The sequence below is a fragment of the Ornithinimicrobium carbonis genome (genome assembly GCF_977012275.1).
In genome coordinates, this window is sequence record NZ_OZ348993.1 from 3,690,923 (window position 1) to 3,703,423 (window position 12,501).

The following is a 12,501-nucleotide window of genomic DNA, read 5'->3' on the forward strand; positions in this document are numbered from 1 at the left end:
CCCGTCCGATTCCGGGTCGACAACGAACCACCCGGGCGGCTGTCCTCAACCCACCCCCTGCCTCACCCCACCCCCTACCTCAACCCGTCCACTCCCCCTCGTCCCAAGCCCTGGCCATGACCGAGAGGTACGGCTGCACGTCCCAGCCGTGATCGACCACCCACCGGTCGTCCCCGTAGGTCCGTCCGTACCGCGCCCCGCCGTCGCACAGCAGCGTGACGATCGACCCGGCCCGACCCTCCGCCCGCATCTCGCACGCCAGCCGCATCACCGCATACAGCGCGGTGCCGGTGGAGGGACCGCACCAGAGTCCCGTCCGCTCCTGGAGGAACCGCATCGCCGCCACCGACGCCGCGTCCGGCACCCCCATCATCCGGTCGACCACGGCGGGGACGAAGCTGGGCTCCACCCGCGGCCGGCCGATCCCCTCGATCCGTGACCCGCACTGTGGCGGGACCTCCTCCCCCGCGAAGGTGGGCAGGAACGCCGAGCCCTCCGGGTCGACCACGCACAGCCGCGAGCGGTGTCCGCGGAGGCGCACGTACCGGCCGATCGTCGCCGACGTCCCCCCGGTCCCGGCCCCGACGACGATCCACTCCGGCACCGGGTACGGCTCCAGCGCCATCTGCTCGAAGATCGACTCGGCGATGTTGTTGTTCCCGCGCCAGTCCGTCGCCCGCTCGGCGTAGGTGAACTGGTCCATGTAGTAGCCGTCGTACCGGCTCGCGAGCTCCCGGGCGACGTCGTAGACCTCCCCCGCGTCGTCGACGAGGTGGCAGCTGCCACCCTCCCGCTCGATGAGCGCGATCTTCTCGGGACTCGTGTCGCGGTGCATGACGGCGACGAACGGCAGTCCGAGCATCTGCGCGAAGTGGGCCTCGCTGACCGCCGTCGAGCCCGAGCTGGCCTCGATCACCGTGGTCCCCTCGTGGATCGCCCCGTTGCACAGCGCGTAGAGGAACAGGGACCTGGCGAGACGGTGCTTCAGGCTCCCCGTCGGGTGGGTCGACTCGTCCTTGAGGTAGACGCTCACGTCCCACCCCGCCGGCATCGTCAGCGCGATCAGGTGGGTGTCGGCGCTGCGGTTGGCATCCGCCTTCAGGCGGCGCACCGCCTCGTCGATCCAGGCCCGGTCGTGCGGGCGGCGGGGACTGCGGTCGACGACGGCGGCCGGAGGGGCCTTCGGCACGGGAGGGATATGCGGCGGGGTGGGGGTATGCGGTGCGTGCGCAGCTGTCGTGGGGCGGGCCTTGGTGCTCACACGGACGACGCTAGCGGAGCAGGCAGCCGGACCGGACGGCGCGGCCGCGGACCGACAGGACCTCACGGCGGCCACGACAGCACGGCCGAGGACGACAGGGCCTCACGGCACCACGACGGCACGGCCGCGGATCCGACAGGACCTCACGGCAGCCACGACAGCGCCGCCGCCGACCGGGCAGGGACGGGTCGGCGGCGGCGGGCTGGGGATGGTCCTCAGACGAAGACGACCTGGGCTCCCTCGGCGATGTCGATGAAGTCGCCGGCGCTGATGACACCCTCGACGCCGGGGTGCAGGTCGGCCTCGAGCAGCTTCATCATGTCGTAGGTCAACCGGCAGGCGTACATGTGCGCGCCGGAGGCCTGCAGCAGGTCGAGGAACTCGGGGATCGTCGGGATCTCCTGCTCCTCCATCTGCTTGTTCATCATCTTCGTGGCGAAGCCGGTCATCCCGGGCAGGTTGCCCAGCGCCTGCGGCATCGAGACGTGCTCCATGCCCGGCTTGAGCCGGCCCAGGTCGGGCATGTGCATCGCGGTGTTGCCCGAGAGGGTGAACTTGAGCTTGTCGTTCGTCTTGGTGTTGACGATGTCCAGGCCCCAGAAGGTGAAGAAGATGTGCACCTCCACGCCCTCGCCCAGGGCCGCGTTGCCCATGATGAGCGCCGGGTAGGCCATGTCCAGATTGCCCTTGGAGCAGATGAAGGCCATCTTGCGCGGCCCAGAGTATGACGTGCCGCCGGCGCTCTCGGTGGCGGTCGCCTCTCCCGTGGTCCCGTTGGTGGACACCGGCGCGGCCCGGCCCTTGTCGCCGAAGTCCGGCATGATGAAGCCCGCGGGGGGCGTGGTGCGGGTGGTGGTCGTGGTGCTCATGGGTGGCTCTCCTCCTCGTCGATCCGGTCGCTCAGACGCAGCCGACGGGCTTGGGCAGACCGGACAGCCAGGCCATCTTCTTGGCCGGCTTGCCGGGGTACAGGGCGAACAGGGTCTTGATGTCGAACCCGCCGACGGTCTGCATGCGCCGCAGCGTCGGGGTGACCCCGGTGACGGCCGAGTCCTCGCGCATGAAGCGCAGGGTGGCCAGGTGGTCCTCGGACAGCTCGATCCCGATGAGCGCGGCCAGGTCGGCGGCGAGCTCCTCGTTCCAGTCGTCGCGGCGGGTCAGGAACCCCTCCGCGTCGACCTCGAAGGTCCGGTCGTTGAGCGTGTTGGTGGGCATCGGGGCTCTCACTCCTTCGGCTGGCGCTTGCCGGCCATCGACATGTGGCTGGTGACGGGCAGCTTGTGACCGGGGAGCAGCATCTTCCAGTAGATCTGCTCGAAGGCGAGCTTGCCCAGGTGGTTGACCCGCGAGGGCTTCAGGAGCGTCATCGGCCCGGCGATGGGGACGGGGAAGCTGCCCTTCAGCGGCTGCGTGTCGTAGTTGAAGTCCAGCAGCATGGCCTGGCCGCGACCGGACTCGATGAAGCAGTTGGCGTGACCGTCGAAGGAGTTCGGCAGCTCCCGGCCCTCGGTGGCGGCGACGAAGTTGTCGATAAACTCCTCGGTGGCGAAGTGCGCGACCGACCCGGCCTTGGAGGTGGGGATGTCGCTGGCGTCGCCGAGCACGAAGATCCGCTCGTCGACCACCGAGCGCAGCGTGTGCTTGTCGACCGGGACGAAACCGGCGTCGTTACCCAGCCCGGAGTCCATGATGAACTGCTGGCCGACGTTGGGCGGGATGGTGACCAGGAGGTCGAACGGCAGCTCGCGCCCGTCGTAGGCCACCAGCTTCTGCCCCTCGTTGTCGATCCGCTCCACCGCGAAGTCGGGCGCGAGCCGGATGCTGCGGTCCTTGAGCAGCCCGCCCAGCTCCTCGGAGGCCACCGGCTTGGTGAAGGCCCCGTCCAGCGGGGTGACGTAGGTGATGTCCACCTTGTGCCGGATGCCCTGCTTGCGGAAGTGGTCCTCGACCAGGAAGGCGAACTCCAGCGGGGCCACCGGGCACTTGATCGGCATCTCGGTGATGTGCACGAGGATGCGGCCGCCGGTGAACTCGGCGAGCGACTTCTTCAGCGCCACCGACCCCTCGTAGGTGTAGAACTCGTGGACCTTGTCCCGCCACAGCGAGCCGTCGGCCATCCCCTCGACGAGGGTCGGGTCGGGACGGGTGCCGGAGGCGATGACCAGCCAGTCGTAGGACAGCCGGCGGCCGTCGACCAGCTCGACCTGGCGGTCCTCGCGGTGCACGCGAGCGATGCCGGCCTCGACGAACTCGATGCCGTCGTGGATGAGGTCGCGGCGGTCCTTGACCACCCGCTCGGGCTTCATCCAGAAGGGGATGAAGAGGTATCCGGGCTGGTAGCGGTGCTCGGTGTCCTGGTCCACCACCGTGATCGACCAGGCGTCCTTGTCGAGGGTCGAACGAAGGTGGTTGGCGGCCATGGTCCCGGCCGTTCCAGCCCCCAGGATCAGGAGTGTGTTCATGCCCTCAACGATACCCCTGCGGGTATCGGTTTACCCCATTCGGAGGACGTGACTTACGACACTAGGTAGTGGTGTTGTGCGGTGGGTCGAGGCCCACGGAGCGGTGGGCTCGGGACCCACGGAGCGGTGGGGTCGGGGGCCCACGGAGCGGTGGGGTCGTGGACCCATGGGGCGCTGGGGTCGTGGACCCACGGAGCGCTGGGGTCGTGGACCCACGGAGCGCTGGGGTCGGGGACCCGCGGAGCGGTGGGGTCGGGGACGCACGAGGAGGTGGCTGGGCGATCCAGGAAGAGCCGTGGCAGGACGGGCGGCAGGCCCCTCACGGACCCCGTCGCCTACCATCACCACCGTGCCCTACTCCCGCTGGCCCCGCTCCGTCTACGGCTCCGGCGACGAGCCGGACCCCCGGTTCAGCCTGGCCAACGAGCGCACCTTCCTCGCCTGGATCCGCACCTCCCTGGCCCTGCTCGCCGTGGCCGCCGCGGTCGACGCCCTCCCCCTGCGGATCGACGACCGGGCCCAGGCCGCGCTCGCGGCGGTGCTCGCGCTCACCGGGCTCGCGGCGGCCTACCACGCGTGGCGCGGGTGGGTGCACACCGAGCAGGCCATGCGCACCGGTGCCCCGCTCCCGGGCAACGCCGCCGGCATCGTCGTCGTCGTCGGGGTGGGGGTCGCCGGCGTCGTCCTGCTCGTCGCGAGCCTGCTGCGGGCCTGATGGGCGAGGACGCTGCCGGCGGCCTCACCCGCGACCCCGGGCTGCAGCAGGAGCGCACCGCGCTGGCCTGGAGGCGGACCGGTCTGGCGCTGGTCGTGGGAGCCCTGACCGTGGGGCGGCTGACCATGACCACCCTGGGACCGACGGTGCTCCTGCCGGCGTTCGTCGCGGCGGCGCTGGCCGCCTGGGTCGTCAGCGTGACCCTGCGCAGCGGGCGCTACTCCTGGACGCATCCGGACGAGCCCCAGTTCAACCGGATCCTCAGCGACGGGAAGGTGCCCGCCGTCGTCACCGTGGTCACCGCCTCCCTCGCGCTGGGCGAGCTGATCAGCGCGTCCGTGCAGCTTCTGCGCTGAGAGGCATGACAGCCCGGCGCCCAGCTCCGTGCAGCTTCTGCGCTGAGAGGTCCGGCAGCCCGGCGCCCAGCTCCGTGCCGCTCGATGCAGCTTGTCCGCTGACAGGCCGGACACCCCGGGTCTAGCCTGACCGGATGACCACGTCCCCCGAGGCAGGGCCGGACGAGTCCCCGACGACGCCCGACGGTGCGCCCACGCCCGCGAGCTCCCCGCCGACGTTCCGCAGGACCCGGATGGACGGTGCCCTCTTCGACCAGGTCCACCTGGCCGGCGCCCGGTTCCATCTGGTCGACCTCAGCGGCTCGCGGTTCTCCAACGTCTACCTGCAGCACAGCGTCATCTCCGGCGCGGTTCTGCACGACGTCCAGATCTCCGGCGACCTGCGCCGGCTGTCCGTCAACGGGGTGGACGTCGTCCCCTTCGTGGAGGCCGAGCTCGACCGCCGTCATCCCGACCGCCGGCTCATGCGGGCCACCGACGCCGACGGGCTGCGGACCGCCTGGGCCCGCCTCGACGAGCTGTGGGCGGGCACCGTCGAGCGTGCCCGCGCGCTCGAGGCCCGTCGCTCCGGCCTCGTCCACGAGCGCGTCGCCGGCGAGTGGTCGTTCGTGGAGACCCTGCGCCACCTCGTCTTCGCTACCGACGCCTGGGTGCTGCGGGCCCTCCTCGGCGACCCGGCTCCCTACCACCCGCTGATCGTCCCGCACGACGAGGAGAGCGAGAACCCGGGCCTGCCCTGGGATCCCCACGCCCGACCGAGCCTCGACGAGGCCCTCGAGGCCTGGCACGACCGGCGCCGGCGCGTGGCCGACGTCCTGCGCGACCTGACCGACACCGACCTCGCCGGCCGGACCGAACCGGTCGACGCCCCCGGCTACCCTCCGCCCGACCGCTATCCCGTCCGCGGTCTGCTGCAGGGCGTGGTGGGCGAGGAGTGGGAGCACCGGCTGTTCGCCGAGCGCGACCTCGACGTCCTGGAGCGCGGGCTCGACGACGCCCCCGCCGGGCCACCCCACGGCATACCCGCGGTCGATGCCCCCTGACGCCCGACGGGTGCCGGTCCCCGCAACCCCTCCCGACCTGACCGTGACCGGCGAGGTGGTCGAGTGGCGCGGCCCGGCGCCCTTCCACTTCCTCGTCCTGCCGCCCGCCGACGCGGACTGGCTGCACGCGGTGGTCCGCGAGATCACCTACGGCTGGGGCATGGTGCCGGTGACCGGCCGGATCGGCGGCACCTCGTTCACGACCTCCCTGTGGCCGCGCCACGGGTCGTTCGTCGTCCCCCTCAAGGACGCGGTCCGGGCGGCCGAGGACGTCGGGCTCGGGGACGTGGTCACCGCGGAGGTGTGGCTGCGTTGGGACTCATGACCCCAGCGCGGTGAACCCCTGACCGACGGTCAGCTGTCCCCGCAGCACGCTCTGCCCGCCGTGCGCGGGGTCCCCGTCCACGGCCTCGACCGAGACGTCGACCAGGGGGTACTCCTCGATCGACACGCCTTCGGGCAGCACCAGCTCGGCCCGGCCGCCCTCGAGCACGCCGAGGGTAACCATGCCGCTCACGTCGGGCCGGAGCAACCACACCTCCAGGTATGCCGCAGACGCGCCGGTCGCGGGGTCGTCCGACCCGCTGCCGGCCTCGGGGACCGGGACCAGCCCGTCGAGGTCGACCCGCAGCACGCGGCGTCCGTCCACCTCGACGACCTCGGCACGGGCGCTCGTCGGCGGACCGTCGGCCTCGCTCACCTCGACCACCGGGCCGAGGCCGGCCGCGGCGAGGACCTGGCCGGAGCTCTCACCGGTACCGGCGTCGAGCACCCAGTGCCCGGCCGACGCCAGCACGGCTCCGGCGGCAGCCGCCGCGAGGAGCGGACCGGCCCCGGTCGGACCCCCGAGGCCGAACAACCGCGCTCCCGGACCCTTCGACGGGACGTCCTGCCCCGCAGGGCCGGCGCCCCGGCGGTGACGCGACCGCGTCCCCGCACGAACGCGGCCGCCCGGCCGACGGCGCGTCGGGGCCTCCGCCCCGGGAGCGGGGTTGGGAGCGTCGACCTCCAGGGCGGCGACCACCCCGTCCCACACCTCGGGGGGCGGGTCGGAGGAGAGGTCGCCCGCGCGGCGGAGCAGCTCGGCCGGGCGGTTGGCCGGGCGACGCAGGTCGTGGACGGTCACCGCGCACCTCCGAGCCGGTCGCGCAGGCGCTTCATCGTCCGCGTCGTGTGTGTCTTGACGGTGCCGAGCGGCAGGTCGAGCAGCTCGGCGATCTCGCGCTGGGTGTGGTCGTGGACGTAGGCGAGCAGCACGATGGAGCGCTGCGGCTCACCGATGCGCTCCAGCTCCTCGTAGACGGTGATGAGGTCGGTCGAGTCGCCGGCGCTCCAGGCGCCCTCGTCCGAGAGCGGCATGTCCTCCGGCAGCGACGGGACCTCGGCGGTGAAGGACGTCGTCCTGAGGACGTCGGCGATGCGCCGGCGGGTGATGCCGACCAGCCAGGCCCCCAGCGGTCCTCGGGCGGGGTCGAAACCGTCCCGGCCGCGCCAGGCCGAGAGGAACACCTGCTGGGTGACGTCCTCGGCGTCCGTGTGCCCGACGGCGCGCGCGGCCAGGCCGTGCACCAGTCCGCCCCACCGTGCGTACGCCAGCTCGAGCGCGTCCTCGGCCCCGGTCGTCCAGGCCTGGACGATCAGCGCCTCGTCGTGGGCCCGGTCGTGCTCGGGGCCGTGGCCGGGACCGTGGAGCCGGTCGTGGGCGGGCCCGGGGGCGGCGACGTCAGCCATGGCCCCCCAGGTCGGTCGGGCGGCCAGCGCGGTCTGTGTGCTCATCGCGGATCACGGTTCCCCTGCGTCGACGGGTACGGCGGTGATGACGAGGTTGTCGGTGTAGCGCCGGGTGTCCGGCGACCACGGCCCGGTGCAGGTGATGAGCTGGAGCACCGGCTCGCCGTCGCGGCGGAAGACCTCCTGCACGGCCAGCTCTGGCTTGGCCACGGTGCGCAACGACACCACGGTGTATGCGGTGCTGCTCCCGTCGGCCGCCTCCACCACCACCTCGTCCCCCTCGGAGACGTCGGTCAGGGCCAGGAAGGCCCCGGGTCCGGAGCGGTCGTCCACGTGGCCGGAGATGACGGCCGACCCCTGGTCGGAGCCGGGGGCGGGGCCGAAGCGGTACCAGCCGGCCCGGTCGGCGTCCTCGGGGATCCGCATCTGCCCGTCGTCCTGGACGCCGACGGCGTCGAGCGGGACGTCCAGGCCGACCGCCCCGACCTGCAGCCGGACCGGGGCGCGGTCGGCGGCCGAGGAGGCCGCCCGCGTGGCCTCCTCGAGGGTGGCCGGCCGGGTGGCGGGGGGAGTGAAGCGGGAGGTGGCGGCGGACGGGGAGCGGGTGGCAGCGGCGTCGTCGCCCGGGCCGGCGTCCGCTCCTGCGTCGTCGGAGCCGGCGTCCGCTCCTGCGTCGTCGGCCGACGTGCCGTCGGTGCCTGCGTCCTCGCCGGGGGTTCCGGTCGCGCCGTCGGCGGGGGTTGCGGTCGACGCGGGGTCGTCCCCGCCGGCGGGAGTCCCCGTGGAGGTCATGGCCACCTCCACGGGGACGTCACCGAAGTCCTCCGCGGCCGGGACCGGGTCGCGACCCAGCGCGACCAGGGCCCAGACCAGCAGGAGGACGGAGCCGACCAGGAGGCCGAAGCTCCCCCGGTCGATCCGCCACCGGGCACCCTGGTTCGGGCGCCCGGTGGCGGTGCCGCGTCCCTGCCCGGCCGGGTCGTCCCCACGGCGGGCCGCATCCCGCCGCGACGCCCCCGCCCCACCGGTGGGATCTCCGGTGGGAACGGGGGGCTGCGGACGGGTCATGGGCAGGTGCGGCGTCTGGTGGTCAGCGGATCAGGCGCTGGCGCCGCTGCGGCGGGTGATCCGGCTGCCGGCCACGAGGACACCGGCTGCGCCGGCGGCCGCGAGGACCATGAGCATCGCGTTGTCGACCAGACCGCCCTGGCCGGACGGCACGCCCTCGGGCGCGCTGTGCAGGCCGTCGATGGTCTGGACGGCCAGGTCGAGGGTTCCGTCCTCGGCCGAGCCCCAGGCGTAGACGATGGTGTTGACACCCTCGCCCAGGTCGAGGTCGGCCGGGCCGAGCACGACGTCCTCGGTGTCCGCGAGCACGACGTCGGCCGTGACCATGCCGGCCGGCAGGTCCAGGACCTCCTCGTTCGGGTTGGTCAGGCCGGAGATGACCGGGTCGCCACCGGCGCGGACGTCCACCGCGGGGGCGGCGGCGGCGTGCCGGACGGTGAGGCGGGCGTCGCCGGCCGCGGTCTCGGACACGTCGTTGGCGAAGGCGGACAGCATCGCGTTGCCGTCGGCGTCCAGGTGGGCGGCCAGGGTCAGGTTGGCCCCGCCGGGAACCTCGAGGCCCTCGGCCGAGATGGCCGGGTCGGCCGAGTCGGGGGTGTCACCGTCGGCGTAGACCTCGATGTCGTAGGTGCCGGCCGCGAGCGGCATCGGGTCGGTCAGGGTGCCGGGGGCGAAGTCGGGGAGCAGCTCCTCGCCGTCCACGTAGACGTCCACGGTCAGGCCGGGGACCCCGTGGAGGATGGAGACCATCGACTCGTGGTCGTCGGCGGCCGCGGGGGCGGCGGCCAGTGCGGTGACGGTCGCGCCGGCGACCAGGGCTGCGGTGGTGATCCTGCGCATGATGAGCTCCTTCGGTGAGGGGCGGACCGTCCGCCCTCTGTCCACTACTACGGGGTGATGTCCTGGGTTGGATTCACCTTTGTCGAATGTTTGTCACATGAGTATGACCCAGATCCGGCACGAGCGCCAGCCCCTCCCCCTCCGCAGCCGTCCGACCTGCGGGTCTGCAGTCGATCCGGGCCCCATGGGGGGCCACGATCGACTGCAGAAATCCTCGGACCGCAGCGGCCGGCGCCGTCACGCCCCGTGACGTGGCGCCACCCACGGCAGACTCGTCGGCTCGACGCTCAGTCGTCGTCGACGTCCTCACCGGCGAGCGCCTTGGCGGCCAGCGACTCCTCGGTGGCGACCTCCCAGACCTCTGCGGCCGCGCGCAGGTTCAGCAGGATGATGGCCGCGCCGAGCACGATGTCGGGCCAGCCGCTTCCGGTCGCCCACGTCAGCAGGCCCATCGCGATGATCGCCAGGTTGATGAGCACGTCGTTGCGGGCGATGACGAACGCCGTCGTCGTCATCGAGCCTCCGTGGTGCCGGATCCGCGAGAGCAGCCAGGCGGCCAGACCGTTGACCAGCACCGCCCCGCCGGCGGTGAGCACCAGGAGGGTGACGTCCGGCGGCTCGGGGTCGCCCGCCTTGCTGAACGCCGCCCATGCGGCCGCTGCCGCCGGCAGCAGGATGAGCCCGGCCATCACCTTCCCGGCCGTCGCCCGCCGGGCCAGCGGCCACCCGAGCGCGAGGAAGATCAGCAGGTTGACGGCCGTGTCCTCCAGGAAGTCGACGCTGTCCGCCAGCAGCGCCACGGACCCGATGGACACCGCCACCACGACCTGCACCCAGAAGTACCCGAAGTTCAGGCCGGCCACGGTGAGCACCGTGCGCCGGAGGGTATGGGGCTCGATCAGCTGCTGGGGCGACTCTCCACGGTCCTGGGTCACCTCACCATCGTCCACCGCGACCCGTCCCCCGGCCACGCCGCCCACCGGCAGCTCGCGGCTCCTGCGGTCGTGATCGTCCCCGACACCCCGCCACCTGGGGCAGCCGGTAGCGTCCGAGCCGTGCCCGACGCCACGACTCCCGACGCCACGCCCTCGGACGCCACGACCCCCGACGCCACGCCCCCGGACGCCACGACCCCGCAGGACGCCGACACCCGCTCTCCAGGATCACCGGTCGTCCGACCGGCGACCCCCGAGGACCACGAGACGGTCGGGCGGATCCTCGTGACCGCCTACGGGCCCAGCGGCATGCCGCCCGAGCAGTCCTACTGGGAGGAGCTGCGCGACACGGCCGCCCGCGCCGGCGATCCCGGCTCCGAGGTCTGGGTCGCCGAGCTGGACGAACAGGTCGTGGGCACCGTCACCTGGGCCGGCCACGGCTCGGGGCAGCGCGAGGTCGCCTCCGAGGACGAGGCCGAGTTCCGCATGCTGGCGGTGGACCCCTCGGCCAGGGCCCGGGGCGTGGGCCGGGCGCTGCTCGACGCGGTCGTGGCCCGGGCCCGGCGGGACGGGTACGCCGCGGTCGCCATGTCCAGCGACGGGTGGATGGCGGCGGCGCACCGGATGTACGAACAGGCGGGGTTCGTCCGGGTCCCGGAACGCGACTGGTCGCCCGTGCCGGGCGTCGACCTGCTCGTCTACCGCCTGGCGCTCCTCCGGCATACCCCTCCCCCGGGTGTGCCGGACCGGAACTAGGGACACAATGGGCGCGTCAGACCCGCCGGGTGCCCAGGTGGCCCCGTGGACGCCGCCCGGGACGCGGGTGCCAACCGGAGGAGAGCAGATGACCGACCAGCCGCAGCCGCTCCAGGCCCCCACCCCCCTCGGTGCCCAGGAGGTGCTCACCCTGACCGCGCCGGCCCCGCCGCAGCCGGTCGCCGAGACCGCCGCACCGGCGATGGCCCCGCAGGTCGACCCGCAGGCGATCCCCGCCCTGGACAAGAAGGTCGAGGACTTCGTCCAGGGCCTGACGCAGACCGAGACGCGCTCGCCGGAGTTCGCCCGCAAGGCCGCCGACGTGCGGACCATGGGCGACGCGGAGATCCGCACGGCCGCCGAGACCTCCAACCGGCTGCTGAAGTCGCCGGTCCGGGCGCTGCAGGAGGGTGGCGTCTCCAAGGAGTCCAAGGTCGGCCGCACGCTCATGGAGCTGCGCCGCACCGTGGAGGACCTCGACCCGGGCCAGGCCCAGGGCGCCAAGAAGTTCCTCGGCATGATCCCGTTCGGGGACCGGCTGCGCGACTACTTCCGCAAGTACGAGTCCGCTGAGAAGCACCTCGACGGCATCCTGCACGCGCTGCGCAGCGGCCAGGACGAGCTGGCCAAGGACAACGCCGCGCTCAACATGGAGAAGCAGCAGCTGTGGGACTCCATGGGCCGGCTCAACCAGTACGTGTACATCGCCGAGCAGCTTGACGCCCGTGTCTCCGCCCACGTCGCCCAGCTCGAAGAGACGGACCCGGAGAAGGCCAAGGCCATGCGTGAGGACGTGCTCTTCTACGTCCGGCAGAAGCACCAGGACCTGCTCACCCAGCTGGCGGTCTCGATCCAGAACTACCTGGCGATCGACATCATCATGAAGAACAACATCGAGCTCATCAAGGGTGTCGACCGCGCCTCCACGACGACCGTCTCGGCCCTGCGCACGGCCGTTCTCGTCGCCCAGGCGCTGAACAACCAGAAGCTGGTCCTGGACCAGATCACCGCGCTGAACAGCACGACCTCGGACATGATCCAGCGCACCAGCGAGATGCTGCGGGACAACTCGGTCGCCATCCAGGAGCAGGCCGCCTCCTCCACGCTCGGCCTGGACCAGCTGCAGGCGGCCTTCGCCAACATCTACGAGACGATGGACGCGATCGACGCCTTCCGCTCCCAGGCGCTGGACTCGATGGCCCAGACCATCGGCGTGCTCGAGGGCGAGGTCTCCAAGTCGCGCAGCTACCTCGACCGCTCGCGCCGCACCGACACCCGGCTGGTCGGCGGAGAGCTCGACCTGGGTGACTCCCCGCCGACCCGGCTCTCCTGAC

15 protein-coding genes are annotated in these 12,501 nt (G+C 72.5%); 6 read left to right on the plus strand and 9 right to left on the minus strand.

Features of this window, described 5'->3' with window-relative positions; genetic code table 11:
* Window positions 1–79: 79 nt before the first annotated feature.
* From ACWHYA_RS16880 to sqr, 4 genes are all read right to left on the minus strand, one after another.
* The gene (locus ACWHYA_RS16880; RefSeq protein WP_425941014.1) at window positions 80–1,189 is read right to left on the minus strand and encodes a PLP-dependent cysteine synthase family protein; all 1,110 of its coding nucleotides are present in this window, start codon (window positions 1,187–1,189) and stop codon (window positions 80–82) included.
* Window positions 1,190–1,476: 287 nt separating this feature from the next.
* Window positions 1,477–2,130, minus strand: coding sequence for a DsrE/DsrF/DrsH-like family protein (locus tag ACWHYA_RS16885; protein ID WP_425940317.1), 654 nt, complete (start codon window positions 2,128–2,130; stop codon window positions 1,477–1,479).
* Between the two features lie 31 nt (window positions 2,131–2,161).
* The gene (locus ACWHYA_RS16890) at window positions 2,162–2,476 is read right to left on the minus strand and encodes a TusE/DsrC/DsvC family sulfur relay protein (protein ID WP_425940316.1); all 315 of its coding nucleotides are present in this window, start codon (window positions 2,474–2,476) and stop codon (window positions 2,162–2,164) included.
* Window positions 2,477–2,484: 8 nt separating this feature from the next.
* Window positions 2,485–3,723 (minus strand): type III sulfide quinone reductase, selenoprotein subtype, encoded by a 1,239-nt coding sequence (gene sqr, locus ACWHYA_RS16895; protein ID WP_425940315.1) that lies wholly within the window; start codon window positions 3,721–3,723, stop codon window positions 2,485–2,487.
* 349 nt (window positions 3,724–4,072) lie between these two features.
* Between sqr and ACWHYA_RS16900 the strand changes: the two genes are divergently transcribed.
* From ACWHYA_RS16900 to ACWHYA_RS16915, 4 genes are all read left to right on the plus strand, one after another.
* Window positions 4,073–4,438, plus strand: coding sequence for a YidH family protein (locus ACWHYA_RS16900; protein ID WP_425940313.1), 366 nt, complete (start codon window positions 4,073–4,075; stop codon window positions 4,436–4,438).
* Entirely contained in the window at window positions 4,438–4,794 is a 357-nt protein-coding gene (locus tag ACWHYA_RS16905) for a DUF202 domain-containing protein (RefSeq protein WP_425940311.1), read from the plus strand. The genes ACWHYA_RS16900 and ACWHYA_RS16905 overlap by 1 nt, the downstream gene beginning before the upstream one ends.
* Window positions 4,795–4,928: 134 nt before the next feature.
* Window positions 4,929–5,837 (plus strand): DinB family protein, encoded by a 909-nt coding sequence (locus ACWHYA_RS16910; RefSeq protein WP_425940309.1) that lies wholly within the window; start codon window positions 4,929–4,931, stop codon window positions 5,835–5,837.
* Window positions 5,827–6,162, plus strand: a complete 336-nt coding sequence (locus ACWHYA_RS16915; RefSeq protein WP_431473658.1) for a DUF1905 domain-containing protein — start codon at window positions 5,827–5,829, stop codon at window positions 6,160–6,162. The genes ACWHYA_RS16910 and ACWHYA_RS16915 overlap by 11 nt, the downstream gene beginning before the upstream one ends.
* Here ACWHYA_RS16915 and ACWHYA_RS16920 read toward each other — a convergent pair.
* The 5 genes from ACWHYA_RS16920 to ACWHYA_RS16940 all read right to left on the minus strand — a co-directional run bounded on the left by ACWHYA_RS16920 (window position 6,157) and on the right by ACWHYA_RS16940 (window position 10,411).
* A complete protein-coding gene (locus tag ACWHYA_RS16920) occupies window positions 6,157–6,963 on the minus strand; it encodes an anti-sigma factor (protein WP_425940305.1) in 807 nt (268 codons plus the stop codon). The genes ACWHYA_RS16915 and ACWHYA_RS16920 overlap by 6 nt on opposite strands.
* Complete coding sequence (locus tag ACWHYA_RS16925) at window positions 6,960–7,613, minus strand: RNA polymerase sigma factor (protein WP_425940304.1); 654 nt, start codon at window positions 7,611–7,613, stop codon at window positions 6,960–6,962. Before ACWHYA_RS16925 ends, ACWHYA_RS16920 begins: the two co-directional genes overlap by 4 nt.
* Window positions 7,614–7,619: 6 nt before the next feature.
* Complete coding sequence (locus tag ACWHYA_RS16930; protein WP_425940302.1) at window positions 7,620–8,636, minus strand: class F sortase; 1,017 nt, start codon at window positions 8,634–8,636, stop codon at window positions 7,620–7,622.
* A 30-nt stretch (window positions 8,637–8,666) separates the two neighbouring features.
* Window positions 8,667–9,476: a DUF4397 domain-containing protein gene (locus ACWHYA_RS16935; protein ID WP_425940300.1), complete on the minus strand. Its 810-nt coding sequence runs from the start codon at window positions 9,474–9,476 to the stop codon at window positions 8,667–8,669.
* A 287-nt stretch (window positions 9,477–9,763) separates the two neighbouring features.
* Window positions 9,764–10,411 (minus strand): cation transporter, encoded by a 648-nt coding sequence (locus tag ACWHYA_RS16940; protein WP_425940298.1) that lies wholly within the window; start codon window positions 10,409–10,411, stop codon window positions 9,764–9,766.
* A 120-nt stretch (window positions 10,412–10,531) separates the two neighbouring features.
* On the opposite strand from ACWHYA_RS16940, the gene ACWHYA_RS16945 reads away from it, so the two are divergent.
* Window positions 10,532–11,167 carry a GNAT family N-acetyltransferase gene (locus ACWHYA_RS16945; protein ID WP_425940296.1) on the plus strand — a complete coding sequence of 212 codons (636 nt, stop codon included), beginning with the start codon at window positions 10,532–10,534 and terminating at the stop codon, window positions 11,165–11,167.
* A gap of 88 nt (window positions 11,168–11,255) precedes the next feature.
* A complete protein-coding gene (locus ACWHYA_RS16950; protein ID WP_425940294.1) occupies window positions 11,256–12,500 on the plus strand; it encodes a toxic anion resistance protein in 1,245 nt (414 codons plus the stop codon).
* Window position 12,501: the final 1 nt, after the last annotated feature.